The organism is Corynebacterium amycolatum SK46, from assembly GCF_000173655.1.
In the GTDB taxonomy this organism is placed as follows: Bacteria; Actinomycetota; Actinomycetes; order Mycobacteriales; family Mycobacteriaceae; genus Corynebacterium; species Corynebacterium amycolatum_A.
Genome location: NZ_ABZU01000001.1, coordinates 367,860 through 394,247 on the forward strand (window position 1 = coordinate 367,860; position 26,388 = coordinate 394,247).

Here is a 26,388-nt window from a genome sequence, read left to right on the forward strand (position 1 = left end):
GCCTTGCTCTAAAGGACTGTCTTGACGACTGCCTTCAACGCCCCCGCATCAACGCGTAATAAAGCGTTATACAGTGTACTCCCTCTTAATGCACCTGCGCATCTGACAGAGCTTCTCGCAACCCCGAGCACCTATCCGTCATGCAAAGTGACACTGCCGCGCCGCCTTTAGGCATAAATTACCCCCTTGCTACACCCCCGCTTTACCGACAGCCATAACGGCATATCCGCCAACACCACAACGCTTCACGACGGCAATCTCTCAGCCCACCATGTGATAGATGTGACCAAATGTCATAGTTGTAACCCCATGGGATGAGACTTGACTTCGCCCACTTACGTGCTGCGAAACACCATTAACCCCATGCGTATCCATTGAGCCTCAATCTTCTCAATCGTCTTGTTCTACACCAAGGATCACTTTAATTGACTTGCGACACGCGGGAATCCGTGCGTTAATCTCCTGAGAAGATTCTGAACATTTCTTTTTCAAATCTTTCCAATTCACGTTGGAGTCGTTCTAAGATGAGCAACGATTCCGAAATTTTGATTCCGACTCCAATAGCCCACGAATGAGAGGTACTTCACCGTGGTTACGACTGGACGCTCCTTCCTGCGCCGTGCCGCAGCGACCTTGGGTGCAGCTGCAATTCTCACTGCGGGCATGACTCCCGCCGCTTCTGCTTCCCCGTCGCTGGACTCCATCACCAACGCTTCGCCGAATGTTTATGGCACTGCGCGCGACATCATCAACGCCCCAGGAGTTCCGGAGGAAATCTCCGGCGTACTGAACAAGGGAATTGACTTCTTGACTGGCGAAGGGGAAGGCGAGCCGGGCTTCAACGTTCCGGATCAGGCTCCTAAGACCAACCAGTTCCTGCTGCCAACTGTTGCTGACAAGTGCATCGGCGGCGAAGGCCGTTCCTTCGGCTTGGCAACCACGGTTCCTGGCCCAGCCGACCTGCCTCTGCCAGGTGTCCCGGAGAACCAGCTTGGCTTCATCTTTACCGGCTTGGGCACCAAGCAGCTGGCTAAGGAACAGAACACCGAGATGAACGTCTACTGGGTCAACGTTGCCAACGGCAAGTACGGCAAGACCACCCTGGAGAACAACGGCATCAACGCCGAGGAAGGTCCGGGCGCTGTCAACGGCACCGCTGACACGGGCAAGGGCTTGGTCATCGCTGTCATGCAAGGCGGTATCACCACTCAGGAAGAGCCTGGTCCGACCAACTGCAACTACACCCCGACCGCCGGTGTCTTCCCGGTCGGCTTGAACTAAGTTTTTCTAGTTCTCCCCTAGCCCTTTTTGCATCACGTATGCAGAAAGGGCTTTTCTATGCCCAAAAAAAGCAGCCCGCACACGTTAAGGTATTCGCATGTCCACTTCACCGGCCACTTCGGCTTCGACCGCGGCAGCTCCTGCACTCTCCCCAATTCGCTCGAGTCAGGACACACATCCTCCGAAAGTCGAGACCTTTGACCTACGTGAAATGGTCAACACCGACCCCAAGGGCTTTCAGCGCAAAGTCGACGAGTTCCGAACTCTCACTCCCAGCCGCCTTTATATGCGCCGTGGGATGGATCATCCAAAGTTTGGTTATCTTGAGTCATTCCTGCTTGCCGACGAAGGGTTGCGCATCAGCATTTATCACTTCCGCCCGGGCGTGAAGGTGGAACACCAACGCTACGTCGATATTGTCAGCATTGACCGCGCTGATCCGCAGTGCTGGCGTATGACCGATTTGTATCTCGACATCCTGCAGGCACCGACCGACCCCGAGGCCATAGCTCCCCTACCTGTCGATGCGGCCACACAGATTCGAGTTGAAGATGTCGACGAGCTTGTCTCGGCCCATACTCGGGGACTGATTAGCGATGAACTCACCGAGTTCGCTATCGAGACCACACTGACTGCACGCGCCGCAATCGCTGCAAACGGTGACAACATTGATGCGTGGATGCAGACTTTGAACCTCGATGCGACGTGGGCTGATGCCGTTGAGCTTTCGCCTGCGGCCTAGAACGACCACCTCAACAAAGGAGTACCGCCCGTGTTCGATAACTTAACCGGCCCCATTCCTCCCGTCGGCCCCGATAGCAATGCGATTATCAAAGCAGTCCGAGCAGCATTTACCTCCTATTTTGAAGAGTCCAACCCCGGCGAAGCCCAGCTGACCTTCCTTGGTTCTTCGCCACTGAAGATGCTGCGCTTCGGGCCTGACACAGACCGGATTGTCACCTATGCAACACTCGGTTGCAGTGCCGAGGCGATGCAAGATCCGTCCGCAATGGTGGTGGACACCAACTCTGGCCCGCGTGCCGAGCTCATCTTGCCTATTCGTGGTGGACTGGACGAAGTCATCCGCCCGCTGGGTATTCTTGCCGCTTCCCCAAGCATCGAAGGCCTCATCCTCACCGAGGGTGCACTTATCGACTTCGGCCAGCCACTGTGGGATCAATCGCGCTTCACCGGTTTTGTGCTGCTCAAGACAGAAATCCCGTCGGTCGCGGTAGAGGAAACCGAAGTCACGATCTTCCAGCCAGTCCCGGCCACGACCAACGAATTCGCCCTTGCTCGCGCTAAGGGCGTTGACGAACTGCGTCAGGTGTGGGAAACCCAAGGTGTCGACTTCACCGACCCGCACCGCACCAGCGCTGTATAAAAGTTAACTTTTGTGACGGTTGCCGGTTATCTGCTCGTCGGCAAGCGATAAGTGCAACCTAGCAGTGACGTTTCGCGCCGCGACAGCGTGGTTTAGAGTGTGGAGTTATGGCAGTCAATTCGGCTAAAGACGTTCCTTTCCATGCGGCGCAGTCCTTTCGGTGGTGGCGGCTGGCGGTATATGTTTACGTCCCAGCGCTAATCCTCACCGTGGTCAGTTCCCTTTTGAAATGGGACGCGACTGTTGCGGAAGCGGCAAAGACCAACAACATCGAGATTTCTGCTGCTCAGACCAGCTTGGCCGTGAGCTTCGCGTTTGCGATTCTCGCGCAGACGGCAACGGCGATTGCGTGCTGGTGGCTTGCCGGCAAACTCCTTGAAGGATCGACGGCAGCGCGCACGGTGCTGTCCGTGGCGGCGGCAGTTTTTGTCATTAATGCATCAATGACCCTGGTCGGAACGATTTCCCAGGTGCGCGCCGGAGACTCGTCGGCGCTCGGTTTGATTACAGCTGGCCTGCTGATTGTTGCCTCTATCATCGCCGCAACTGCAACCGCCCAGTCCTACCGCGGCGAGCGAAACCAGAAGTTCTTTGTGACAACGTAGGCAGCTCTTAGGGGCTCGGCGGCTTCGCGGATGAGAGCAGCGCCGTTGGCAACCACAACCCAGCTTCTGCCCCTGACCTCCAACCCACTCTTGACCGGAGAGCAGAGGCAATCGTTGTAGCTGCCTGTGCTTGGTTGGCGAAATGAGGGTGTGATTAGCGCTTTTGTGCGTCTGCGAGGATTTGGCGACCTGCGACCATGCGGCAAATCTGGTTGGTGCCCTCGTAGATCTGGGTGATCTTGGCGTCACGCATCATGCGCTCAACCGGGAAGTCACGGGTGAAGCCGTAACCGCCGAGCAGCTGCACGGCATCAGTGGTGACCTGCATAGCAACGTCAGAGGCGAAGGCCTTGGCGTTTGCGGCCATCAGACCCAGGCGAGCGCCGCCCTCAGCAGTGCCACGCTCAGCGTTAGCGGCTGCGGTGTAGACCATGAGGCGAGCAGCGTCGATCTTCATACGCATGTCAGCCAGCATGAACTGGGTGTTCTGGAAAGCGGCGATCGGCTTGCCAAACTGCTGGCGCTCCTGCACGTAACCAACCGCGTAGTCGTAAGCACCCTGCGCGATGCCCAGTGCCTGTGCACCAATAGTCGGGCGGGTGTGGTCCAGGGTCTCCAGGGCAGTCTTGAAACCGGTGCCCTCGTCGCCGATGATGCGGTCAGCCGGGATGCGGCAGTTTTCGAAGTACAGCTCCGCGGTCGGGGAACCCTTGATGCCCAGCTTGTGCTCCAGGCCACCGACGCGGAAGCCCTCGTCGTCCTTGTGGACCATGAATGCGGAGATGCCGTTGGCACCCTTCTCCGGGTCGGTGACAGCCATGACGGTGTACCAGGTGGAGCGGCCACCGTTAGTGATAAAGCACTTGGAGCCGTTGAGGACCCACTCATCGCCCTCACGGACAGCGCGGGTCTTCATGGAACCGGCATCCGAACCGGCCTCACGCTCAGTCAGTGCGTAGGAAGCCATTTCACCGTTGGCGATGTCCGGCAGAACCTTGCTCTTCAGCTCGTCGGAGCCCTTGAGGATCAGGCCCATGGTGCCCAGCTTGTTCACAGCCGGGATAAGGGAAGCCGAGCCACAGACGCGAGCAACTTCCTCAATAACGATGCAGGCCGCAACCGAGTCCGCACCCTGACCACCGAACTGCTCCGGAACGTGGACGGCGTTGAAGCCAGCCTCGTTGAGAGCCTTCAGGGCCTCCTCCGGGAAACGCTCGTTCTCATCGACGTCCGCTGCGTACGGAGCAATCTGCTTCTCCGCCAGGTCACGGATAACGGCGCGGAGCTCCTGGTGCTCCTCTGGCAGCTGGAACAGGTCGAATCCTGGGGTCAAAGCCATGTGGGTGTTCCTCCCGATTTAATGATTCCGATGTCGTGTTCGATATCGCGCTCAACGCATTTCTACGCAGCACCATCGCCGCACGACGTAATTATCTTCGTTTGATACTAATGGCTAACACTTTGTTGCACCCGCGAAATTCGTAAAATTCTCGCGTTGCCGCGCGGCGCCCACAGAATAAACTGCGCTAGAAACTCCCGCAGCAGCGATGTCGCCCAGTACCTCAACGGCGTATAGGCCCCGACGATACACCAGGATTCCAGCCCTCGCTCGCGCACGAGCTTCGCTACCCGTGGCGCATGAAAATCACTGGTCACAACAACCGTTCCAGCGCTCAACGCACCGTCGGTGCCGCGCATCAGTTCGCACGCATAGTCAATGTTTTCCGACGTATTCGTCGATTGGTCCTCGGGGATCAACTCGATGTCGCCACGCTTTACGACGTCCCCCGCGTTCGCCTCCAACCACTCCACCATGGCGTCCGCTTCGGAGCAGGTGGCATCTGTCACCGCTTCACTGCCGAGCCCACCGGAGCAGATAATTCGCTCGGTACGCTCATCACACGCTGCGACTGCTCGCTGTAATCTTCTGGCCAGCAGCGCCGAGGGCCGATTGTTCTTCAATGCGCACCCCAGCACAACCACAGTGTGTGGCGGCACAGTTGGTTTTTTGGCTGCACATCGAAGGCGAACGGCCTCGAAAACGATCGCTGCGGCTCCTGGTACTGCGAGGCCGGCGAGCAGGGGCGTCGTCAAGCGATGCGATGCGGCGGCGTAGTAGGCGCGGTAGCTGGCCAGTGTCCACGCGGCACCAACTGTGGGAAGAACCCACCGCGGAGGTCTGCGATTGGGCAGGCGTGGTGGGCGTAGCTCCGAACTAGCGGCGACACGTAGTCCGCCGACCAGAAGCATGGAACCGAAGCCTGCACCGAGGCACGCGAGCGTTTTTCTCATCAGTGCTTCCACGTTAACTGTTCTGGGACGTTGATGGTCCAGTCGACGAGCTGTTGCGGATTGTGTTTGGCCATATGCTGGGATTCCTGCTCTGCCCACATGTCCCAGTGCTCCTCGAAGTGGTCGTCGCGAGCCATGGCACGGGCAAATCGAGTCTGCGTGTCCAGCTCTACCCAGACTCCCCAGACGTTGCCGTCGCCGATGGCGCGGGCAGCGGCAAGATTAGCTTCGGTGACAGCGCCGCAGCCTTCGACGATGAGCGAGGAGCCCGGTGGCGTTTGGACCCACTCGGCGAATTCACTGGCGTACCAGTCCCACCGGCGGTACCCGCGTTCTTCGGCCGGTAGCGCGGGGTTCAAAATGGTCTCCGCAACTGCGGCCGATGCTTTCTGCAGGCCGGACCAGCCCGGATAGACATCCTCCAAGTGGATAACTGGCCAACCGAGGATACTGTGCAACTTTGCCGAAAAGGTGGTTTTGCCACTGCCGGAACGGCCGTCAATAAGCAGAATCATCGTGATCGAAACGCCTTTGTTACGCCACGCCCAGGAAGCGGAACTCCCCAGCCCACACGGAAATACCGATTGCTGCGATGGCGATGGCAAGGCAGGCGGCCATGGTGACATAGTCACGCCCGGCCAATGTCGAGGTGTGCCACCACGTACGCTTAATCGGTGCGCCAAAGCCGCGGGCCTCCATGGCCGTAGCCAGTTTGGTGCCGCGGCGCAGCGCAAACACCAGCAGAGCGAACACCTGGGAAATAGTCCGGCGGATTGCGCCATGGTCACCCAAACCGCGTGCGCGACGGGCTCGGGTCAGCGCCTGCCAATCGCTGATGAACAGGCCGACGAGCCGCAGACTGGCCACCGTTGCCAGCACAAACCGGCTGGGCAACCTGAGAATCTGCGCCAGCCCATTGCCCAGATCGGTGGGGTCGATATTGGCTGTCAGCACGATAACTGGAGTACCGATAGCCAGCACACGCAACATAATCGCGATGGCCAGGGAAATGGAATTATCCGTCACATGCGCAAGCAGAAAGGAGAAATACTCTTTGCCCTCCGGGTTGCCGTAGAGCGCCATCGAGATGCCCGAGATGGGCACGGCGATAAGAAGTGGCAGACTGCGTCCTAGAAAACGACGAAAACCCAAACCCGACAGCGGCACCAAGAAAAGCGTGCAGACAAGCGCGACCACTGCGGAGACCCAGTCGATGGAAATCAGCAGCGGCGTAGTGAGCAAGAACAGGCCCAGCACTCTCGCCACCGGGTTGACCGTCGCGAGGAAAGGCCGCTTGCTCGAAGCAGCGCGCTGCGTCCCTTCAGCCGTACCGGCGGAACCGACTTCAGTCACGCTTTCCCTCCTGCTTCGTCCTTGCCGCGCGAACCGCTATTGCTGCTCGGACCGGCCTGCTCCCCTGAACCACGCTGGCCCGGCACCGCACGGTGTGACCTCTCCGGATGAAACATATCCATGTCGATGACGTAGTCCCCCATCGCTTGAACCACCAGCGGATCGTGGGTAATCGAAATAACAGTTCGGCCGTCGTCAGCAAGCTGGCGAAGCAAAGTGAGCAGCTCGGTGAATGTCCGGCGGTCTTGGCCGAACGTCGGTTCGTCGAGAAGCACAATATCCGGCGCTGTCGCCAGCATGGTCGCCACCGACAGACGTCGCTTCTCACCGCCGGAAAGCGAGAATGGGTTCGCCTTGGTCAGGGCCGTTAGCCGCAGACGCTCAAGCAGTTCTTCGATGCGCTTATCAGCGTTGACACCGACAAGCTTGGGGCCAAGCTGCAACTCTTCCAGCACTGTGCCGGTAACGAATTGATGCTCGGGATCCTGGAACACCGTGCCAATCCGAGTAGCCAACTTCTTCGACGGCCATTTCCACGGCGCACTACCGCTGCCTGCCACTTGGACCGTGCCCGACATCGGCTCAAGCAGGCCGCCGAGCGTCAACGCTAACGTGGACTTTCCGCTGCCATTGTGACCAACGATGCAGGTGGAAGCTTCAGATGGGATAGAAACGGATACATCGCGAGCGATCGGCTCAACAGTTTCGCCACCGCTGAACCACGACTTCTTCGCGCCATAGCCGATGTCCAACTCGCAGGTTTCAATCGCGATGTCTCCGCTAGGGCGCCCGTCCTGGTCGCAGGCAACTGAACGCGCGTCCGGCAGCGCGGGCGGAGCACCCGGAATCCACACCCCAGCATCCGTCAGAGCTTGCCCGTAGTCTTCCAAGACCCGATGAGGCGCACCATCGGCAATCACGCCTCCGCGGCCCAGCACGATGATGCGGTCGACCACATCGACCCACGCATCCACCCGATGCTCGACCACAATCAGTGCCGCACCGGTTCTCTCCGCTGCGGCAATCGCAGCATCGCGGAGTAACGGCACACCGGCCGGGTCGATGTTGGCCGTCGGCTCGTCCAAGCAAATGACCCGTGCGCCCATTGCCAGCACACCCGCCAATGCGAGGCGCTGCTTCTGCCCACCCGAAAGCCTGTGCGTGGGATGATCCAGCGGCAAATCCAGCCCCACCAAATCCAGGCTGGCGCGCACTCGGTTGCCAATCTCAGCCGGGGCAACGCCAAGGTTTTCCGCACCAAAGGCAACATCGTCGCCAACGCGAGCACTAATCGTCTGCGAGTCAGGGTCTTGCAGCACTAAGCCCACCGCGCCCCGTGCGGAAGCGGGAGTACGACCTTCAATCAGGAGCGTTCCGGTGGCTTCGCCATCGGAGTCGTCGCCAAGCACGCCAGCAATAGCGGCGAGCAGCGTCGACTTCCCCATCCCCGACGCGCCGAGCAACAGCACCTTTTCACCGCGCTCGATGTCCAGCGTGATGTCGTTCAGTACCGCAGCTTTGCGCCCCGCGTGCCGATATCCGAATCCCCGCGCGCTCACCGCAGGGACATTTCCGCTTGACGACGGCCCCCGCGTCAACGCCTCATCTGTCATCGATTTTCCTAGACGTCGTCGTGCCGCTCTCGCCCGATGGCAAAACGATCCAGCGCTCCAGTTGCCGCCAGTGCCTTAGCCAGAAAGTAAGCCAGCAGACCGGCGAGGACGGCACCAGACAGCGCCGAGGAGATCAGGTAGATGACGTTGAATTCGAAAGTCTTGGCCAGATTGCCGGTGAAAAGCTCAAAAGTCCATGCGCCGACACCTGCCATGAGACCTGAGATAACCACGGTGGCAAGGTTGTAGCTCTTATACGCCAGAATGAGGAACACCAGTTCCGCGCCGAGCCCCTGCGCCAAACCTGAGTACAGGGTGGTGATACCCCACTGGTTACCGATCAGTGCTGAAACCGTCGCCGCGATTACCTCGACGAAGATAGCTGCGCCCGGCTTGCGAATGATGTACGCGCCGAGCGGACCACCGAGGAACCACATACCAGCGACCAAACCGCCAAGACCAGGAGTAAGCGCATTGACTGCTTCATAGCCCGCACCGCCGATGATGTTCCAGATAACAAAAATCAGGCCAACGGCCACGCCGATAACAGCTGCGATGATGATGTCAATATTGCGCCACGAGAAGTTAGCGCGCGCTGCACTCGCCGATTGCGTCATCCCACTTGCTCCTATTTTTCTTTAACTCGAGCGGTATTGCTCAAACATTATTGATGTATTCATTATCGGCATCTGGGGCTTTGCCGACACGCCCTAAGCACTAACTTTTGCCTACCCTACCGCGCCCAGCAGATGGCCTAGATAACATAAGGAACCATGACTAAAGCCGAGCGGTCATCTACAGGAGATACCCCAACTGCCCAAACCCCTCATACGCCGACAGTCGGCGATGAGGGGACAGCCGCGGATTCCGCAGTGAAAACTGCCGAGGCCCCTGGTGCTGACAACACCGCTGAGCAGGAAAGTTCTCGCCCATACTACATGCCCACATTGACGTGGGGCGAGAGACTTGACCTGTCTGCGAAGCAGTGGTGGCCACTCATCGGAGTTGTTATTGCGATACAGCTTGTCGCTCGCATTCTGGTGCTGACTAGCCATGGTTTTTACTGGGATGACTTCATCATTATTGGCCACCTTTACGACACCCCACTGCTGAGCAAGGACTACCTGCTTCAGGATCACGACGGGCACCTTGCCCCACTGGCCTTCTTGGCGCAAGGCCTCTATCACCTCATCGCGCCGTGGAACTGGTGGCTACCGGCTACCACCATGGCCGTGATGTCGGTAGTGCTGACATACGCCACAGCGAAACTCTTTGAGCTTCTCACTGGCCGCACGCTGGTGTCGCTCTTCCTCATCACGGTCGTCGCCTGGACACCGCTGATGCTTCCGGGAGATACCTGGTGGTCGGCCGCGGCCAATTCCCAGCCGTTCCACCTGGCATTCGTGATCTTCATGATTGTCGCCATTCGCACCACTATGCGCCGTTCTTTCGGCCCCCGCCTGTGGGAAGCCGTAGGCCTGTTCGCGCTGCTGGCAGTGGCGCTCGGGTTCTTTGAGAAGTCCCTGGCTATCGCACCGATTTCCATGCTGGTTGTCATCACGTTGGCTTACATGGAGCGCAGAAATATCCTGCAGGTTCTCCGCCGTGGCCTCGTCATCTGGATCCCATCGATGCTGCTGACCGGCGCCTGGGCACTGTGGTACTACTTCGGCCCCGCCGAAACCACCGGATTCATTTCCGACAAGCTACAGCCCGAACTGTTCTTCAACGGCCTCGGCCAGATTTTTGCCGGCATCATCGGCGGACCAACAAGCTGGGAACGCTGGGCTCCGGGACAGCCGTTTGCCTCCGCTTCGTCTCAGCTGATTACTCTCGGCGGCATTATCCTGTTGATTCTGTCTGCCACCCTCATCGGCCGCGATTACCGTGGCTGGGCTCCGTGGACGCTATCGGTGGCGTACATGTTCACCACCTTGTTCGCCATCACTCTGTTCCGCTCGGGAGAGAACACCTCTGGCGTGCTGGCGCACACTTTGCACTACTACTCTGATGTCGCGCTCGTGATCGTAATCTGCGTCGCGATCTCCCTGGCTGGACTCCCACCGAAGGACGAGGCACCAGCGCTGCTACCGGCTCGTACGCACATTCTGATTTGGTCGCTGGGCATCGCGCTGGCTGTCACCTCCACGATTTCCGTGGTCACTTACCGCAATGCCTGGTCTGATGACATCGCAATGGAGTGGATCGGCAACACCAAGGCGTCGCTGTCCGCGCTGCGCGAGGAGGCCGATGCCGCTGGCCCTGACAAGGCGATCGACTACAACCTCATCGACCAGCCCGTCCCCTTCGAAATCCTCGTGCCCGTCGCCGCTCCGATGAACATGTACTCGCGGGTGTTTGATGCGGTCTCCGATCGCCCTCCGTTTGAGCGCGTCACCGGACACCCGCGCATGTTCAATACAGACGGTTCGCTTATCGACGCCAAGGTCTCCGAGATCACCCGTGTCACCGATGGCCCTGTCGAGCAGTGTGGCCATCGCATCACAGTTGGCGAGGACGGCACTGCCTCGGAGGACATCAAGTTGGAGAACATCATCAAACTCGGTGACTGGGTGCTTGAGTTCCCGGCCACCGCCTCTGAGGACATGGATGTGCGCCTGTCACTCCCCAATCCTTTCGAGACCGAAGAGCAAACCCGCGGTGGTTCCACAGTCGTGAAGATGAACAATGATCTACGACCGCGCTATGTGTACCTCAACGGTGGCGGAAATACTCTCCATGTCGATGTGGAAAAGGCGACTCCGGGGGCAACGCTATGCATCGGCGCGGGGGCGATTGGCCCCTTGGTTCCCGCAAGCCGTTAAGATTCCTCTAAGATATTGCTTTAAGATAATGTGAGAAAAGTTCATTAGCCCCTAGTAGCTATTGTTTTTCCGACAGAGGAGCCACATCCATGCGTAACCGCATCGTCGGCGCTATCGCCGCATCCGCCATTGCCGCAGCAGCCCTGGTCGCTTGCTCTCCCCCGAATCAGGTTGACTCTGACGTGAAGGTCGGTGACCAGGCCACCCCGTCGGAGACCTTCGAGCAGAAGGCCACCACTCCGGCATCCTCCGACGAGATGACTCCTGCTGAGACCGCAGAGATGTAATCACTGCATCTGCGAAAACAGGGTTAGCTAGCAAACATAAGCGCAGTCACTACCCCTTGTGCCCACTCACCGATGGGGCACGAAAGAATTACCGCCCGGACATGGTGTCCGGGCGGTTTTGGTTCTCCGGGGCAGCCTAGAGCCGCGATGAGAGCCTAGGAAAACTCAAATTCCACGTGGTCGCCATCACGGATCACCGCGCTGGTTGCGCCGTTTTCCAGGTTCAGTTCGACAACGAGCGAGGGCATCTCGCCGGAAGCTCCAACCTCACCCGAGGCTCCGGCAGCATCGTCCACGAGCGCCGCGTCAGTCGCGGTCACGCGGTAGCGAAGAAAACCATTACGCAATTCATCAGTCTCCACGCGAGCGGAGTGCAGCCATGGGAAGCGGCGTCGCACCGCAACGAGCTGCTGGTAAGCGCGATACAGATCCGCGCCAAGCGTAGAGAGTTCCTCCGGGCAATCCGGGAACACTGGACGAATCTGGTCGTCACCACCGATGCGTTCCTCTTTGAGACCGGTATAGCCCTGTTCGTCGCCGTAGTAGACCAGCGGCACACCGGCCACGGTAAACAGCACAGTTGCCGCCAGCACGGCCTTGTCGGCCCCTACCTGCGTCGCAATGCGTGAAACATCGTGGTTTCCCACAAACGTCACCGGCACAAAAGACTCCGCGAAGGTGTTATGGCGCTTCAGAGTCCAGTCCAACTCGAAAAAGTTTTCCTCCTTCAGCGCAGACCAGGTCGCTTTCCACAGCTCGTACTCCGTCACCGAGTCCATGCCGGACACCGACACAATCTCCGCATAGTCACCGTGGATGACCTCGCCGTAGATAAAGGCGTGCGGGTGCTCAGCACGCACTCGCGGCAAAACCTTGTGCCAAAACTGTGGATCCACTGCGTAGGCCGCATCCAGTCGCCAGCCATCAATCCCCCGCGCCAGCCAGTAATTCATCACGTTGACGACAAAATCAACAGTCGCGTCACTGGTGTGATCGAATTCGACCAAACTCTCATGGCCCTCAAACACCGGCGCGGTCATGTTGCCAGCTGAGTGCGTAAAAGCAAAAAGCTGCGCTTCTTCAGAGTCAGGGTTTTCCTTCGCAGTCTTCAGCGCGGGCGCCTCTGATCCGATGTGGTTGAAGACGCCGTCGAAAAGCACTTTGATGCCGCGCTCATGGGCAGCTTCGATGACAGCCTTCATGTCCTCTTCGGTACCCAGGCGCGAGTCAATGCGGTAGTAGTCCTCGGTATCGTAGCCGTGGCTAGTCGACTCGAATACTGGCGCCAGCTGCAGCACGTTGAGCCCGAGCTCCTGGACGTACGGAAGCCAGTCAATCAGTTTGCGAATTCGATTGACCGGCGCGGCGCCTCGATCCTTCTCACGGATGGGCGCTCCCACAAACCCCAGTGGATAGACGTGCCATCCAATCGCCCACTTCGACCACTCAGGTGCGGCGGCAGCGAGCGTCTTACCAGGGGCGTTGGGGGTCGTGGACATTGTCCTATGCATCCTCTCTAGGTGCCTGAGGCTGATTGGAATTATCTGATGCCGCCGCCTCAGGACTCGGTGAGGTCTCCCTCGCCGATTCGCTTGACGACGCCCGCGCCTGGCCCGCATGCGACTGCGGCGTGCCAAGGCCTGCCTTCCGCGGCCGTGGAGGCACGGAACCTGCTGCGGGCATGGTCGGAGATGTAGCAGGGCGCTCCGGCGGATGATTCTTCGACGGGTTCAGTGCGTCGAGCGCGATTTGGATTTCCGTGCGCATGCCATTGACCATGGCTCTCTCCACAATTTTAAACTTGGAATTGTGGAGAAAGAAGGGATTACCCGCTTCCGGGCCACCGGTGCCGAGGAACATGTAACAGCCCGGCGCTTCACGGGAAAAATAGGAGAAATCATCCGAAGGAGCCCACGGATCGGCGGCGAACACCTTGGAGTTACCCACCGCCTTCGTCGCCGCATGCCAAGCACGATTAACTGCAATGTCGGCGTTGACCACCATCGGGTACGGAATCTGCCAGTCAAAAGTCGCCTGTGCGCCGTGAGCTTGGCAGACGCCGTTGACGACGGCCTCGATACGCTGGCAGACAATCTCCCAGTCGGCCTCATCCACCGAGCGGATGGACACTTCCAGGTTGGCCGTATCCGGGATCACGTTGCCGGCCTCACCTGAGTGCAGTGAACCGACGTTGACGATGTTCATGTGCTTCGGATCCACATCACGGGAGACAATCGTGTTCAGCATGAGAGTCACCTCACTGGCGATGAGCACCGGGTCAATCGACAGCTGCGGGTTCGAGGAATGACCGCCACGGCCACGAATCGCGATTGAGACGATGCCCGACATGGTTGTCACTCGCCCAGCGCAGATTCCCACATGCCCCACCGGATGCGGCGCAACGTGGAAGGCATAGACCTCATCCAAGTCATCGGCGGCACCCTTGTCGACCAGCTCACGAGCACCGCCCGGCAGCATTTCTTCGGCGTGCTGGAAGATACACAGCACCTTGCCGTGCAGCTGATCGCGCATTCCAGAGAGTACCTTCGCCGTGCCCAGCAGCATCGCCGTGTGCACATCATGACCACAGGCGTGCATCACACCTGACGTGCGCGAGGCGTACGGCAGTCCCGTTTCCTCCTGAATCGGCAGCGCGTCAATATCCGCGCGGTAGCCGATCACACGGCCAGTGCTGGGGTCGCCTGCTGTTCCCTCGATGACGCCAATTACGGAAGTCGGGGTCAACCGGTACGTCGGGATGTCCCATTGATTGAGCAGATCCTCAATCATGTCCGAGGTCTTGTACTCCCGGAAGCTCAGCTCCGGATTCTGGTGCAGTTGGCGACGCCATGCCACCGCCTCTTCGATAGGTACTTCAAGGCGGTGCGACGGCAGGGTGTCGTTAGCATCAGTCATGGTTCATAGCATGACAGAAAATAGGCTCCACGACGAGCAGCTACGGAAATTCTCTCACCAATTTTGCTTCACGACGGCCCCAGCGCCCCGACATCTCCCCTGCTAGAGGTGACTTAAGCGCTGCCAGCGAGCTGCTAATTTCCGGCACCCCAGAAATCCACGGTGAGTTCGGCCAACCACCATGGATCAATCGTGCCGCACATCTCACGCGCCGAGTGCATGGAGACCATCGCAGCTCCGATATCGATGGTGTCGATGCCCAGTCGCGTTGCAGTGATTGGGCCGATAGTGGAGCCACATGGCTTATGGTTCGCAGAGACAAAATACTGCACTGGCACTTCCTGACCAATGCGCTTGGAGGTTTCCGCTGCGATTCGGACAACCTCGGCCTGACCGGCCGCCGTGGTGGCGTAGCGCTGGTTGGCATTGATCTTCACCACCGGGCCGGCATTGAGTTCCGGCTGGTGCCCCGGCTCGTGTTCGCCTGCATAGTTCGGGTGCACACCGTGTGCGCCGTCGGCAGAGAGACAGAGGGAACCGCGGTAGAGCTGCTGGGTGCGTTCCAGGTCAGCGCCTGTGGCCGCTGCGATGCGGGACAGAACGTCGGCAAGCAGTGGCCCTGCAGCGCCCGTGGTGGAGGCGGACCCGACTTCCTCGTGGTCGAAAGCGACCATGACGGGGATGGTGGTTGACGTGCTCCAGTTTTGACGGAGCAAGGTCTCGAAGGCGACCAGGGAGGAGTGGACACTGAGCAGGTTGTCGAGTCGACCAGAAGCCAGGAACTCATCGTGAGCACCGAAGGTGCGCGGCTGCTGGGTGTCGAAGGAAATGAGGTCCCAGGCGACGATGTCGTCGATAGGAAGGCCCGCAGCATCGGCGATGACCTGGTGCACATCGGTGCCGAAGGCATCCAGTCCGATGATCGGTGCAGTGTGATTCTGCTTGTGGAGCTTCAACCCCTCTTCGTTAACCGCACGATTGAGGTGGATAGCCAACTGCGGGATGCGCGCGACCGGGCCGGTGCGAGCAAGGTGCTCATTGCCGTTTTTATCAATTACCCGACCCGCGAACTCGATTTCGCGGTCGGTCCAGCTTCCCAACAACGCGCCGCCGTAGACCTCCACAGCGACCTGCGCATAGCCTGTGGCCGAGGCGCGCGCGTTGGGCTTCACACGAAATCCGGGAGAATCCGTGTGGGAACCCACAATACGGAAACCGGTGAAATCGGTAGCCGACGTCTCCGGAACGATCCAAGCAACGGCAGCGCCATCGCGACGCAGGACGTAGGCACCGGGTTTACTTGGCCACTGTTCGTGCTCGTCGACGACCGTGGCACCGGCCGCACTCAGACGGTCAACGACCTGTTGTGCCGCATGAAATGAGCTTGGCGACGCAGCCACAAAATCAATTAAATCCTCAACGTGACTAAGCGCTGCCGCCGGAACGCTGCGTGATGCCACTTCCGAGGTATCCGCCGAATCCGGGGACTCAGGGGTGGGCGTCGAAGAAATAGCCATAACCAAACTCCTACTTCACATTTGATTCCGCATTTCATTGTATTGGAGCCCCACAACTGACCGTGACCGAGCATTAAGCCGGGCCATTGTGTGATGCAGCTTTCATGTTGGGAACGGTATCCACTTAGTCACTTTTGCCCGTTTTAACTCGATATCGGGCATATTCAGACATATAGTGGCTACCGCATCAAAGAAAACCATTTGAATACAGAAACTCTCAAACCGGAGTCCCGACCGGATTCCGACCACAGAAAGGGTTTATACCGTGAGCCTTGAAAACCTGTTCCCCCGTTCTTTCACTACCAAGCGCGCCTTTTTCTCTCAGCCGCTGCGCGAAGCTCTTACCCGCGACACCAGCAGTGACGCTAATGCAGTCCACTTCGGCCACCAGGTTAAGCGCGCCCGGAATGAGATCTACAGCGACATGTCTGCCCGTGACATCGTCTCCATGCTGAGCCGCTAAATCTAGCGCTTCCTCAAGTCGAACAGAACCATTGGCTCTGGCTGAGGAAGTTTCAACGTCTCCGCGGCAGCTAAATCACTGCCCAAACCAGCTCCAACCTCGCCTGCATCACCATCGCCGTACCGATGTACCGCAAACGCGTGGCAGCCACCAACAACTAGCATCAATGCCAGCGTCAAGAGCATCGCAGTAATCCCCGAGTACACAAATCCGCCGGTATACGGCGTAGCAGCAATCGGGTTTGTCACAGGGAACGTCAGCAGGACCACTAGCAACGCAATACCGATATACGGCCACTGTCTGGTCAATCGGGTCCGCGCCATGGCAGCCAAACCGAACACAGATGTGACCAGCATCAACATGTAGTGGGTCCAAAGAATCGATGAGAATGTGGCTGCAACAAGCCACGCGCCGGTAATCAGAAATTCAAACCGGTAGACCGGGTTCCACCACGCAACTGCCGTGACCATCAACACCACGCCAAGCGCAATACACAGTGGAATCATTCTCACGTGACTCGGATAATCACGAACCACTGTTACTAATAAATCAGGTTTGCCCAGGTCTGTGGCTAAAGTCGATGCCAACGACTGATTCGCACCACCGACCAAGACCGAATCACCAATGTCGCGGATTCGGTCAATCCAGTCGGAAATAACCGGCATGTCAATGCGGATAAACATCCAGACCGCCAGTACCGCCGTGGTGGCCAGCGACCAGAGGGCTGCGCGCCGTCGATAAGCGAAAAAGAGCATGACGGCGATGAGCGCATACGGAGTCAATTTAATGGATGCGACGATGCCGAGCACGATGCCCGCAAGCCAAGGACGAGTGCGCGAGGCGGCAAGACCATAGGCGACGCCCGCGACAATCAGCGGTGTCGTCTGACCGATCCAGAACGAATTAATAGTGGTCGGCAGAGCGCATACGCAGGCGGTAACCAGCGCTGCGATGCCCCAGGGCATGGTGGACCGAAACCACAGGTGGTAGGAAGCTGCGACGAGGACCACAACGGCCATTCCAGAGAGAAACAGCAACCAAGCAACCGAGGTTTCAAAGCTCATGACGTGGGATATCGTTCCCAGAGCTTTTGCAAACAAAGGGTTTTGCACAAAGGGATGCGTAAATGGCGCAGACACTTCCTGCGCCAGGCGTGGCCAGACCTCTCCACTCATGGCGGTGAAATCGATTGAATCGGCGTCATAGAGATGGGACTCAAGCCCCCTGTCCATAAGTAGCCCGCCTACCCAGAGCGAAGCCCAATCGTCCGGCTGAGTACGACCATTCCAGGCCAACAGCGAGGCAAGACCACCGAGCAGCGAGACCAGCATAAGAGGCCAGCTCATCACAGGCGATTGCGTCAGCGCAGGGGCCTGACGGGTTTTGCGAGCCCGCACTTTTCGCGAGGCCCGTGGCGGAGACTCCGCAACAGCACGTTGCGACTCCGCAGCCTGTGACGATGCCCCATCCTGTGACACCGGTCCTTCTGCCCGACTATGCCGTCCCACGTTCCTCCTCATCGCTGGTAAGCGCCTCTATCTAATGTAGTGATTCCAATACGGCAGTGGTTACAACCCGCAAGAACCCGCAAGGTATGACGGCTTACTTGGAACGAAGTGCCAGGTAGACGACAGTTGGCGGCAGTGATGGTCGGAGGGACTACCGGAACTGTGAAATAGTGCCGATGGTCGTGATCAGCTGATCTCCATCGCTGTCGACCACAGCGGCAATGGGCATACGCTCCATCTCATCCGGACCGACATCGTAGCCCTGCGAGACCTCTGCCGTAATAATCTTTCCGGTCGGGCCTTCCTCAATGCGAGGATTACGGACGACCACGTGAACCAGACTGAACTTCGCGGTGATGTGAATTTCTCCGCGGTAGCTCTCCCCTTCGGCATCGCTGTTGTCATTGTCGCGGGTGAATGAAACGACACCGTCCTCAGGCTCTAGGGCACCGTTCTTGGCAGTAACACCACCGCCCAGTGCGCCAAACACTTTCTCCAGCGCAGGCACAGAAATTACTAAATCCTCGCTCGAGGGAGCCGGAGCATTCTTGCCCGGAGCATCCGAATAATTCAACGGGATGTAGATTTCCTCGGCCTCATTAATCGAGCCGGCTGCCGGGTAGACGTAAATGCCCCAGTTATCACCAGCTGGAGTCTCTGGCGGGTCAACAACAATGCGAGCCGCAAAACTGCCGTCATCTGCCATCGGGGTAGCCTGACGAGCGATAGAACGCCGCATGTCGACGCCCTGGTTCGGTATCGCCTCGAGAGTTCCAGCCGGCGTGACCCAGGCAATGTTGTCGTGCGGATGTTTCCGCGACGAGGACGGAGCACATTCACTCGGCTTCCACGAGTCCGGGAACGCACTGTAGAGAACGTAAACACCATTGGGCACACCCGGAGGAATTGGAAGCGGGTAACCACCACGGTTGGCCGACGGATTAAAACCCCTGCCGCGAACAATGAGAACATCGCCGCGATGAACTGTGGCACCTTCAGCTGGTGTGCCGTCCTCAAAAGTGACAGTAACTTCCGGGGATTCGACATACTGCGAATCCTGCGGCTGGAAGTTCTCCGCTGGATTAATCACATTGGGAAAATCGTCCGGCACGATTGGCTTCGCAGTTTCAGCCATTGCCGGGGACACAAACGCCGAAAGGACCATGGCGCCGGACAGCGAAACCGCAGTAGCAGCTCTGCGCGCACTCCGCCCCACCGGTCGACGAACGCCTTTTCCAACCGTGGATGATTCAGAGCTGAATAAACGGCGAGTTTCGCGAGCACCCGCTAGATGGCGGTGGGAAATATCGAAAGTCAGGAACCTCAGGCTGTGCATACAAGCAATGTACATCCGACTACTTAGGTTTGCCTAACGCCTTTATTAAGGTGCGCCTTACCCACCCCCGTTTGAGGCTCAACACTGAAGTCGGCAGAAATAGGTCAGACCAAAAGAAGACCGCGGCCAGCCCAATAGAGCTCGACCGCGGCTTACTTCAGAAGCTTCTGAGACAATCCACTACTCCGCAGTAATCGGCAGGTAGACCCGGCTACCCTGATCAGCGAACTCCTGAGACTTCTCAGCCATGCCGGCCTCGATCGCTTCAACGGAGTCCAGGCCGTGTTCCTTCGCGTAGTCCTGTACGTCCTTGGAAATACGCATGGAGCAGAACTTCGGTCCACACATGGAACAGAAATGCGCGGTCTTTGCCGGCTCTGCAGGCAGGGTCTCATCGTGGTAATCCAGCGCAGTGTCCGGATCCAGAGCCAGTGCAAACTGGTCATGCCAACGGAACTCGAAGCGGGCCTTCGACAGCGCGTCGTCACGCTCCTGAGCGCGCGGCAGGCCCTTTGCCAGGTCAGCGGCGTGCGCGGAAATCTTGTAAGTAATCACGCCGACTTTGACGTCGTCGCGGTTCGGCAGACCCAGGTGCTCCTTCGGCGTGACGTAGCAGAGCATGGCGGTGCCAGCCTGCGCAATGATTGCCGCACCGATAGCCGACGTGATGTGGTCATAGCCCGGCGCGATATCGGTTGCCAGCGGGCCGAGGGTGTAGAACGGTGCTTCCTCACACCACTCCTCTTCCCACTTCACGTTGTCGGCAATCTTGTGCATCGGAACGTGGCCCGGGCCTTCAATCATGACCTGACAGCCACGGGACTTAGCGATCTTGGTCAGCTCGCCGAGGGTGCGCAGCTCAGCCAGCTGGGCCTCATCGTTGGCGTCGGCAATAGAGCCCGGACGCAGGCCGTCACCGAGGGAGAACGTGACATCGTACTGCGCCAGAATGTCGCATAGCTCAGCGAAGCGGGTGTAGAGGAAACTCTCCTGGTGATGCGCGAGGCACCATGCGGCCATAATCGAACCACCGCGGGAGACAATGCCCGTCACGCGGTTGGCGGCCAGCGGCACATAGCGCAGCAGCACACCCGCGTGAACGGTCATGTAGTCCACGCCCTGTTCACACTGCTCAATGATGGTTTCGCGGTAGATTTCCCAGGTCAGCTTGGCCGGGTCACCCTTGACCTTCTCCAGCGCCTGGTAGATCGGCACCGTACCAACCGGCACCGGGGAGTTACGCAGAATCCACTCGCGGGTTTCGTGAATGTCCTTACCAGTAGACAAATCCATGATGGTGTCCGCGCCCCAACGGGTTGCCCACACCATCTTCTCCACCTCTTCAGAGATGGACGAAGTCACGGCCGAGTTGCCGATGTTGGCGTTGATCTTCGTGGCAAAGCGCTTGCCAATAATCATCGGCTCAGTCTCCGGGTGCTTGTGGTTGGCCGGAATCACCGCACGCCCCGCAGCGACCTCTTCCCGCACAATCTCCGGATCCACATTTTCACGAGCGGCGATGAAAGCCATCTCCGGGGTGACAATTCCCGCACGAGCCCATGCCAGCTGCGTCTTGACCTTCGGAGCCTCCTCAGAACCCGCAACCGCCGGCACTGCCGGAGCCTTCGGCCACGAGTCACGAGTCTTAGCCAACCCCTCCTTCAAATTCAGCTTCGGGTTTTCCTCGGTGTAAATACCCGAGGTGTCGTACGCATCGAAGTGAGTGCCGTCCGTCAGATTGATCCGACGAACTGGAATGCGCAGGTTCGCCTCACCGAAATCATTGCTGAACGCAACCTCGCCGTAATGCTTGTTGCTGCGGTAAATCGGACCAGTTGTAACCTCTCCCTCTTTTGGCGGAGCGGATACAGATACACGTGCGGCCATGAAGCAACACATCCCTTTCCTACGCTGGTATTACCCAGATTCAGGTTCGTCCGGTCGACGCTCGATCCCTAGCGTCCTCTCAGTGCCGGAAATTCGGTTGGCACTCCCGTGGTTTTGTAATGCGCCTCATAGTCTAACCAATCGTTCAGATTACTTCGGTCATTACGCCCACGATTGCCATCAACGCTTAACGACGGCACGGAGAATGCACCCCAAAAGTGCAGGTTGTGGCTGTGCAGCGGCGCTGTTTTGCATGGCGACCGCGTTGTCCACACCCCTAAAAAGTTATCCACAGTCGGTCTATTTTTTCGGCTTCTCAACAAGCGCGATTGTGATCGCAGTGTTATATCTTTCTCACACAAATTCTTTGGGGAGGGAAAATTGAAAAAGGCGACTACTGCCGCCCTACTGTCAGCACTTCTATGGGGAATAACGGGGACTAGTTGCGCATCGACTACGACCTCCGGCGAGGATATTCAACCTGCCGGCGACAATGCGACAGCTATCACTACTGACTCGGGCGTGACGTTACCTGCGGGTGTGCTTCCACCCAACAATCCGCCGAAGCCCGGTGATGCTCCACTTGGCCCCGATGGGCACTACAACTACGACGCACCCGAATTCGTCCTGACCAATCCGTGTGACGACCCTGAGATTATGGGGCGTTTAGACAGGCTGGGGTTCCGGGAGCAGACGTACATGGAGGGCCGAATCGAAGGAAATAAGCAGATTGGCTGCGTTATCGAATCCGCCACTTCCGGCCTGTTGAGCATCTGGCACGCCGCGGTCGCTCACTCGCAACTCGAGCGATACAGTGCCGAGCCTTTGGCCCATCACGAAGGGATTTTCAATTGGGTGACATTCACTCAAATCAATCCACTCGGAAGCTCTGCCTGTATCGCCTCTGTCGAAACAGAACAAGGGGCTCTCGGATTCGTTATCGACACAACAGGACAAGATAGCCCTGACCCACAACACCGACGGTGCGCTCCCGTAAATGAGCTGTTAATTGATTACTTGGGGGAAGAATCATGATGCATGCCGTAATTCCAACAATCGACTCTGCAATTCAGAAGTTCCATTCCACGAATTTGCTGGCAAATAATGCCATCCATATCCAGCCCAACTTGGCCGGCTACTCACAGGTTCCGTCACTCCAGCTGGTGGCGACAGAACACAGTCTCGCAATTTCCGGCAGTTCGGGAAGCTCTGCCGCCGTCGGACTGTCTCTGGGCAAACAGCTCACGTGGGCACAAACGAATCTCGCTGACTTCCGCCGCGTGATCACTGAGCACGAATCCACGATGAACCGGATTCTTCGAAGCATTAACCCGTTCAATGGTGACGGCGCTTCTCTTGCTGAAGTAGCGCGAACAAGCGGTGTATTTCAGCGTCGGCCAATGTTTGAAGCTGGAAGTCTAACTTTCGCGCCAGTCACACTTTCTGCGGAACTCGGTCTCGATGCGAAGTCCCTACTATCCATGTTTTCCTCGACAAACGACGGTGCCGTAGCCGAGGCAATCGCCTACTGGAACAACTTCGCCGAAACTATGACCACGTTGGCCAGCAATCTAACCTCCATCTCATCTGGCTTGGTGTCGAGCAACAGCGGTGCGGTCTTCTCTGCTGCTGACTCCACAATGAAAGGTCTGGCCGCACGCGCAACCAGCATCGCCACCGCATCTGAGGTCATGGCCGGACACCTTGCCGTTTTGCCGTCCGTGAAGGCGATGGCTGTCAATGCACTATCGGCGATTGAGGCCGAGTCCAAGGCACTCCCAAACCCTGGCGCGCAAAAGGCTTTTGAGCAGGCCGAGGTAGCGGCCTTTCTCTCTGGTCCGTATACCGCACAGCTACAGACAGCTATTCCCCGAATTCCGAACCTGGTATCTGCCGATGCGGGAAGTGGTGTGACTGCCGAGGTTTCCGTTGGAGCCACAGTCGCCGGGCGTTCTGGAACTAGTCAGTTCGGTCTTTCGCCTGCGGGGATGACTGGAAGCATGCATGCCGCCAGCGCACCAGTTGGCGCCACCTCAACTGTTCCGGATTCTCCAACACCGCAATCCACAGCCGCGAGTGCTTCCGCTCCTTCGCAGGTTCAACCGAGCACTTCGACTTTGTCGAGCCCCACCAATCCGTCTGCTACCCCTGTGCACTCCGCATCACCTGGCAGCCCAACGAGCTCCACAATCTCGTCAACATCCCCGACCGGTACATCAGCCATGGCTCAACCGAACGCGGCGAATCCGACCATGGTCGCCCCTTCGGGAGCGGGCGCCCCACTTCAACACACATCACCGCAAGGAGTTTCGTCTTACGGAGTTCACGGCAACCGGCCAGCTGGCTCCCTCGGTGCAGGACGCACTGCGGGGCTTACGCCAGCAGGCAATATCCCGGCACTGCCTTCTTATGGAAACGCAAACCCCCGTCCGCCGGCCTCGGGACTTCCGACTTCGAGTCCCGGTCGTATGCCAACGCCAACAGCAGGTCGTGGGATGGGAACCGGCTTGGGTGCCGGGGTCGCGGGTTCTGCCTTGCCAAACGCCTCGAATAGCCCCGCACAGCGCGGAAGTGGATTGATGAATTCTCTAATCAGCGCGCGCAACAGCACTGCTACCGGAACTACGGGTGCAGCTGGCGGAACCGCGGGCACCGCTGCTGGAAACCGTGGTACAGGGGCTTTCGCGGCCACCACTGCGGGTAACCGTGGCGGACTGCTCCAAAAGGACTCCGCACCGTCGGCACGCAAGCTGACAAATGTTGCCACCATCAGGGATAACGATGCCGGCGCTTTCGAGCAGAACGAATACCAGAAGGAGCTTTTCGGAGATGCGCCAATTACTATCCCGGCGGTGATTGGGCACAACGTCCGAGCGTAAAATCAGCGCGTCCAAGCTGATCCTTACCCGCTCGGGCGCCACGGGGAGATTGAACGGCGTCCGTGAATTCGTACCTCAACAACGCCTTCAACTTAGACACTTTTTCACCGGCTCCTTGGGCGGGATTGGCTCACTTTTCTCGTAGTTTTGGGACTAATTCGCCGCTTCTCCAAAAGTTGTAACTAAACCGAACGTTCGTTACAGTTACTGGAATGTCAAGTACCGACCACGCCGCTTCCACTAGGGCTAATCCGCCCACTCCAGTCACCCATAGGTGGGTCTTCCTCGCTATCATCAGCGCCGGCCTACTACTCATCGGCATAGATAACTCGGTGCTCTACACTGCCCTGCCGGTTCTGCGCGAGCAGCTCCACACAACCGAGTTGGAGGGTCTATGGATCATCAATGCCTACCCACTGGTGATCTCCGCACTCCTCCTCGGCACAGGCACCCTGGGCGACCGCATCGGTCACCGCAAGATGTTTCTTGTGGGCCTGACAATTTTTGGCTTCTCTTCCCTGGCCGCGGCCTTTGCGCCGCACGCCTGGGCGCTGGTCATCGCCCGCGGCTGCCTAGGACTGGGCGCCGCGACCATGATGCCGGCCACCCTCGCACTACTACGTGAGACCTTCCACCACCCTCGTGAACTTGCCACAGCTATTGGCATTTGGTCAGCCACAGCAACACTGGGCGCTGCCGCTGGCCCCGTCGTCGGCGGTTTCCTATTAGAGCACTTTTGGTGGGGCTCAATCTTCCTTATCAACATCCCTGTCGCAGTTTTCGCAATCATTGGCACGCTGATTTTCGCTCCACCGAATCAGCCCAACGCGGCCAAGCGCTGGGATTTTCTCACCAGCCTCTACGCGATGTTGGCCATGCTGGGTCTGGTTTCGCTCATCAAGGAACTCGCTGGCCATCGCTCCTCCACCGTCATCGTCGCAGCTATCGCCTGTGGGCTAGTGGGCGCGGTACTGTTTCAGCGTCGTCAGGCACGCCTTACCGAACCCCTCATCGACTTTTCGGTCTTCCGTTCGCCGATGTTTTCCGGTGGCGTGCTGGCAGCCGCGCTTGCCATGTTTGTCCTGGCAGGCGCCGAATTGATGACGACGCAGCGCTTCCAGATTTCCGTGGGATACGCACCACTCGACGCGGGCTTGCTAGTTGCCACCGCGGCACTGGCCTCCTTGCCAGTTGGTGTCATCGGCGGCATGGTGCTGCATCGAGTGGGTTTCCGCACACTCATCACCGGCGGCTTCCTCCTCAACGCCGTCGGTCTGGCAGGCATGTACTACGGCGTTTCTTCGGGCAATTTCCCGCTCATGATTGCGGGATTGATACTTCTCGGCGCCGGCGCAGGTTCTGTGATGTCGGTGTCGTCGACCGCGATTATCGGCTCAGCCCCGAGGTCAAAGGCAGGTATGGCGGCGGCGATGGAATCCGTGTCCTACGAATTTGGCACACTGATCACCGTCGCAATCACAGGCAGTCTCCTACCCATGTTCTACGCCCTGTTCACGCCTGTCGACGCCACTATCTCGCTCACCGATGCGCTTCACACGCCAGCGCTTAACGACGGCGCCCGCGCAGGCCTCGACAGTTCCTACCTGGCCATTTTGATTATCCTGGCTATCGTTGCTGTCATCGCAGCGATTGCGACTGCGGTGACATTCCGCGGCAACCCGAAGGAGACTGAATATGCGCACGAGTAAGCGCACTGCCATCCTCGACACAATCGTTGAGATTATCGAGACAAGCGGTTTTTCCGAGGTCACCTACGAAAATGTCGCAACTCAATGCGGAATGAGTAAATCAGGGTTGATTTACCACTTCCCCTCCCGCGAAGACATGATTCGCAGCGTCCATGAGCACATGGCGCAGTTATGGGAGGAGGAGCTTATCGAAGCCGCCGGCGGACCTGCGGAGGAGGTATCCCCCGCCAACCGCTTACGCGCGAACCTCCAAGTCTCGCTGGATACCGCAACGAGGGCTGAGCTACTTATGTCCATCGACTCTGCCACCAACCCGGAGCTGCGCGAGATTTGGACGCGCCTTTTGCGCCGATGGAATCCACCGGTAGAACAGATCGCCACCAACGAGGATGCCTGCATGGCCTACGTTGTCCAAATGATTTCCGATGGACTCTGGGCCAACGACTACCTCAACGGCAATCAGCTCACGAAAGCGCAGCGTATGGCAATTGCCGAGACTGCGGCAAAGCTGATTCCAGAGTCAATGGAGTAGC

At 58.5% G+C, this 26,388-nt stretch carries 23 protein-coding genes, 1 pseudogene and 1 riboswitch; of the genes and pseudogenes, 12 read left to right on the forward strand and 12 right to left on the reverse strand.

Annotated elements, in window-relative coordinates:
- The first annotated feature begins 588 nt into the window (after positions 1-588).
- The 5 genes and pseudogenes from CORAM0001_RS01590 to CORAM0001_RS11480 all read left to right on the forward strand — a co-directional run.
- Positions 589-1,281 carry an Rv1157c family protein gene (locus CORAM0001_RS01590; protein ID WP_005509431.1) on the forward strand — a complete coding sequence of 231 codons (693 nt, stop codon included), beginning with the start codon at positions 589-591 and terminating at the stop codon, positions 1,279-1,281.
- A 97-nt stretch (positions 1,282-1,378) separates the two neighbouring features.
- On the forward strand, positions 1,379-2,023 hold the full coding sequence (locus CORAM0001_RS01595; RefSeq protein WP_005509586.1) for a DUF402 domain-containing protein: 645 nt from the start codon (positions 1,379-1,381) through the stop codon (positions 2,021-2,023).
- Between the two features lie 30 nt (positions 2,024-2,053).
- Positions 2,054-2,665, forward strand: coding sequence for a suppressor of fused domain protein (locus tag CORAM0001_RS01600; RefSeq protein WP_005509695.1), 612 nt, complete (start codon positions 2,054-2,056; stop codon positions 2,663-2,665).
- Positions 2,666-2,772: 107 nt separating this feature from the next.
- Positions 2,773-3,270 carry a hypothetical protein gene (locus CORAM0001_RS01605; protein WP_005509308.1) on the forward strand — a complete coding sequence of 166 codons (498 nt, stop codon included), beginning with the start codon at positions 2,773-2,775 and terminating at the stop codon, positions 3,268-3,270.
- A gap of 11 nt (positions 3,271-3,281) precedes the next feature.
- Positions 3,282-3,416: pseudogene (locus tag CORAM0001_RS11480) on the forward strand (amidohydrolase); the annotation flags it as partial.
- Between the two features lie 8 nt (positions 3,417-3,424).
- On the opposite strand, the gene CORAM0001_RS01610 reads toward CORAM0001_RS11480, so the two are convergent.
- The 6 genes from CORAM0001_RS01610 to CORAM0001_RS01635 all read right to left on the reverse strand — a co-directional run bounded on the left by CORAM0001_RS01610 (position 3,425) and on the right by CORAM0001_RS01635 (position 9,145).
- On the reverse strand, positions 3,425-4,609 hold the full coding sequence (locus CORAM0001_RS01610) for an acyl-CoA dehydrogenase family protein (protein ID WP_005509589.1): 1,185 nt from the start codon (positions 4,607-4,609) through the stop codon (positions 3,425-3,427).
- Between the two features lie 107 nt (positions 4,610-4,716).
- Entirely contained in the window at positions 4,717-5,562 is an 846-nt protein-coding gene (locus tag CORAM0001_RS01615; protein WP_005509462.1) for a YdcF family protein, read from the reverse strand.
- Positions 5,562-6,077, reverse strand: a complete 516-nt coding sequence (locus tag CORAM0001_RS01620; RefSeq protein ID WP_005509378.1) for a nucleoside/nucleotide kinase family protein — start codon at positions 6,075-6,077, stop codon at positions 5,562-5,564. The genes CORAM0001_RS01615 and CORAM0001_RS01620 overlap by 1 nt, the downstream gene beginning before the upstream one ends.
- A gap of 19 nt (positions 6,078-6,096) precedes the next feature.
- Positions 6,097-6,828 (reverse strand): energy-coupling factor transporter transmembrane component T family protein, encoded by a 732-nt coding sequence (locus CORAM0001_RS01625; protein ID WP_244261970.1) that lies wholly within the window; start codon positions 6,826-6,828, stop codon positions 6,097-6,099.
- An 83-nt stretch (positions 6,829-6,911) separates the two neighbouring features.
- Positions 6,912-8,528, reverse strand: a complete 1,617-nt coding sequence (locus tag CORAM0001_RS01630; protein WP_005509315.1) for an ABC transporter ATP-binding protein — start codon at positions 8,526-8,528, stop codon at positions 6,912-6,914.
- Between the two features lie 8 nt (positions 8,529-8,536).
- A complete protein-coding gene (locus tag CORAM0001_RS01635) occupies positions 8,537-9,145 on the reverse strand; it encodes an ECF transporter S component (protein ID WP_005509517.1) in 609 nt (202 codons plus the stop codon).
- A 156-nt stretch (positions 9,146-9,301) separates the two neighbouring features.
- Between CORAM0001_RS01635 and CORAM0001_RS01640 the strand changes: the two genes are divergently transcribed.
- Together CORAM0001_RS01640 and CORAM0001_RS01645 are read left to right on the forward strand one after the other, a co-directional pair.
- Positions 9,302-11,353, forward strand: coding sequence for a DUF2339 domain-containing protein (locus CORAM0001_RS01640; protein ID WP_081451077.1), 2,052 nt, complete (start codon positions 9,302-9,304; stop codon positions 11,351-11,353).
- Positions 11,354-11,442: 89 nt separating this feature from the next.
- Positions 11,443-11,640, forward strand: coding sequence for a hypothetical protein (locus tag CORAM0001_RS01645; RefSeq protein WP_005509524.1), 198 nt, complete (start codon positions 11,443-11,445; stop codon positions 11,638-11,640).
- 155 nt (positions 11,641-11,795) lie between these two features.
- Here the strand turns inward: CORAM0001_RS01645 and CORAM0001_RS01650 are convergent, their stop codons facing one another.
- The 3 genes from CORAM0001_RS01650 to CORAM0001_RS01660 form a co-directional block, all read right to left on the reverse strand.
- Complete coding sequence (locus CORAM0001_RS01650) at positions 11,796-13,139, reverse strand: alpha-amylase family protein (protein ID WP_005509448.1); 1,344 nt, start codon at positions 13,137-13,139, stop codon at positions 11,796-11,798.
- A gap of 4 nt (positions 13,140-13,143) precedes the next feature.
- Positions 13,144-14,556 carry a M20 metallopeptidase family protein gene (locus tag CORAM0001_RS01655; RefSeq protein WP_005509537.1) on the reverse strand — a complete coding sequence of 471 codons (1,413 nt, stop codon included), beginning with the start codon at positions 14,554-14,556 and terminating at the stop codon, positions 13,144-13,146.
- A gap of 134 nt (positions 14,557-14,690) precedes the next feature.
- Positions 14,691-16,073, reverse strand: a complete 1,383-nt coding sequence (locus tag CORAM0001_RS01660; RefSeq protein ID WP_005509729.1) for a M18 family aminopeptidase — start codon at positions 16,071-16,073, stop codon at positions 14,691-14,693.
- A 265-nt stretch (positions 16,074-16,338) separates the two neighbouring features.
- Here CORAM0001_RS01660 and CORAM0001_RS01665 point away from each other — a divergent pair, with 265 nt between their 5' ends.
- Positions 16,339-16,536 carry a hypothetical protein gene (locus CORAM0001_RS01665; RefSeq protein ID WP_005509390.1) on the forward strand — a complete coding sequence of 66 codons (198 nt, stop codon included), beginning with the start codon at positions 16,339-16,341 and terminating at the stop codon, positions 16,534-16,536.
- Positions 16,537-16,538: 2 nt separating this feature from the next.
- Here the strand turns inward: CORAM0001_RS01665 and CORAM0001_RS01670 are convergent, their stop codons facing one another.
- From CORAM0001_RS01670 to thiC, 3 genes are all read right to left on the reverse strand, one after another.
- A complete protein-coding gene (locus CORAM0001_RS01670; protein WP_244261962.1) occupies positions 16,539-18,044 on the reverse strand; it encodes a glycosyltransferase family 87 protein in 1,506 nt (501 codons plus the stop codon).
- A 151-nt stretch (positions 18,045-18,195) separates the two neighbouring features.
- On the reverse strand, positions 18,196-19,380 hold the full coding sequence (locus tag CORAM0001_RS01675) for an HtaA protein (protein WP_244261963.1): 1,185 nt from the start codon (positions 19,378-19,380) through the stop codon (positions 18,196-18,198).
- 180 nt (positions 19,381-19,560) lie between these two features.
- Positions 19,561-21,267 (reverse strand): phosphomethylpyrimidine synthase ThiC, encoded by a 1,707-nt coding sequence (gene thiC / locus CORAM0001_RS01680; protein WP_005509590.1) that lies wholly within the window; start codon positions 21,265-21,267, stop codon positions 19,561-19,563.
- Positions 21,266-21,387: riboswitch (TPP riboswitch) on the reverse strand. (Overlaps the previous gene by 2 nt.)
- Before the next feature lie 261 nt (positions 21,388-21,648).
- On the opposite strand from thiC, the gene CORAM0001_RS01685 reads away from it, so the two are divergent.
- The 4 genes from CORAM0001_RS01685 (at position 21,649) to CORAM0001_RS01700 (ending at position 26,387) form a co-directional block, all read left to right on the forward strand.
- Positions 21,649-22,302 (forward strand): hypothetical protein, encoded by a 654-nt coding sequence (locus tag CORAM0001_RS01685; protein WP_100066766.1) that lies wholly within the window; start codon positions 21,649-21,651, stop codon positions 22,300-22,302.
- Positions 22,299-24,146 (forward strand): hypothetical protein, encoded by a 1,848-nt coding sequence (locus tag CORAM0001_RS01690; RefSeq protein WP_005509661.1) that lies wholly within the window; start codon positions 22,299-22,301, stop codon positions 24,144-24,146. Before CORAM0001_RS01685 ends, CORAM0001_RS01690 begins: the two co-directional genes overlap by 4 nt.
- 212 nt (positions 24,147-24,358) lie before the next feature.
- Entirely contained in the window at positions 24,359-25,855 is a 1,497-nt protein-coding gene (locus CORAM0001_RS01695; protein WP_005509503.1) for an MFS transporter, read from the forward strand.
- Entirely contained in the window at positions 25,842-26,387 is a 546-nt protein-coding gene (locus CORAM0001_RS01700) for a TetR/AcrR family transcriptional regulator (RefSeq protein ID WP_005509365.1), read from the forward strand. The genes CORAM0001_RS01695 and CORAM0001_RS01700 overlap by 14 nt, the downstream gene beginning before the upstream one ends.
- The last annotated feature ends 1 nt before the right edge of the window (position 26,388 follow it).

What these genes read in the sequence shown, in the direction of transcription:
- thiC (WP_005509590.1), bottom strand. Translation starts at nt 21,267, where the DNA reads ATGGCCGCACGTGTATCTGTATCCGCTCCGCCAAAAGAGGGAGAGGTT.
- CORAM0001_RS01630 (WP_005509315.1), bottom strand. Translation starts at nt 8,528, where the DNA reads ATGACAGATGAGGCGTTGACGCGGGGGCCGTCGTCAAGCGGAAATGTC.
- CORAM0001_RS01605 (WP_005509308.1), top strand. Translation starts at nt 2,773, where the DNA reads ATGGCAGTCAATTCGGCTAAAGACGTTCCTTTCCATGCGGCGCAGTCC.
- CORAM0001_RS01690 (WP_005509661.1), top strand. Translation starts at nt 22,299, where the DNA reads ATGATGCATGCCGTAATTCCAACAATCGACTCTGCAATTCAGAAGTTC.
- CORAM0001_RS01640 (WP_081451077.1), top strand. Translation starts at nt 9,302, where the DNA reads ATGACTAAAGCCGAGCGGTCATCTACAGGAGATACCCCAACTGCCCAA.
- CORAM0001_RS01655 (WP_005509537.1), bottom strand. Translation starts at nt 14,556, where the DNA reads ATGACTGATGCTAACGACACCCTGCCGTCGCACCGCCTTGAAGTACCT.
- CORAM0001_RS01635 (WP_005509517.1), bottom strand. Translation starts at nt 9,145, where the DNA reads ATGACGCAATCGGCGAGTGCAGCGCGCGCTAACTTCTCGTGGCGCAAT.
- CORAM0001_RS01660 (WP_005509729.1), bottom strand. Translation starts at nt 16,073, where the DNA reads ATGGCTATTTCTTCGACGCCCACCCCTGAGTCCCCGGATTCGGCGGAT.
- CORAM0001_RS01650 (WP_005509448.1), bottom strand. Translation starts at nt 13,139, where the DNA reads ATGTCCACGACCCCCAACGCCCCTGGTAAGACGCTCGCTGCCGCCGCA.
- CORAM0001_RS01675 (WP_244261963.1), bottom strand. Translation starts at nt 19,380, where the DNA reads ATGCACAGCCTGAGGTTCCTGACTTTCGATATTTCCCACCGCCATCTA.
- CORAM0001_RS01620 (WP_005509378.1), bottom strand. Translation starts at nt 6,077, where the DNA reads ATGATTCTGCTTATTGACGGCCGTTCCGGCAGTGGCAAAACCACCTTT.
- CORAM0001_RS01615 (WP_005509462.1), bottom strand. Translation starts at nt 5,562, where the DNA reads ATGAGAAAAACGCTCGCGTGCCTCGGTGCAGGCTTCGGTTCCATGCTT.
- CORAM0001_RS01595 (WP_005509586.1), top strand. Translation starts at nt 1,379, where the DNA reads ATGTCCACTTCACCGGCCACTTCGGCTTCGACCGCGGCAGCTCCTGCA.
- CORAM0001_RS01645 (WP_005509524.1), top strand. Translation starts at nt 11,443, where the DNA reads ATGCGTAACCGCATCGTCGGCGCTATCGCCGCATCCGCCATTGCCGCA.
- CORAM0001_RS01700 (WP_005509365.1), top strand. Translation starts at nt 25,842, where the DNA reads ATGCGCACGAGTAAGCGCACTGCCATCCTCGACACAATCGTTGAGATT.
- CORAM0001_RS01695 (WP_005509503.1), top strand. Translation starts at nt 24,359, where the DNA reads ATGTCAAGTACCGACCACGCCGCTTCCACTAGGGCTAATCCGCCCACT.
- CORAM0001_RS01610 (WP_005509589.1), bottom strand. Translation starts at nt 4,609, where the DNA reads ATGGCTTTGACCCCAGGATTCGACCTGTTCCAGCTGCCAGAGGAGCAC.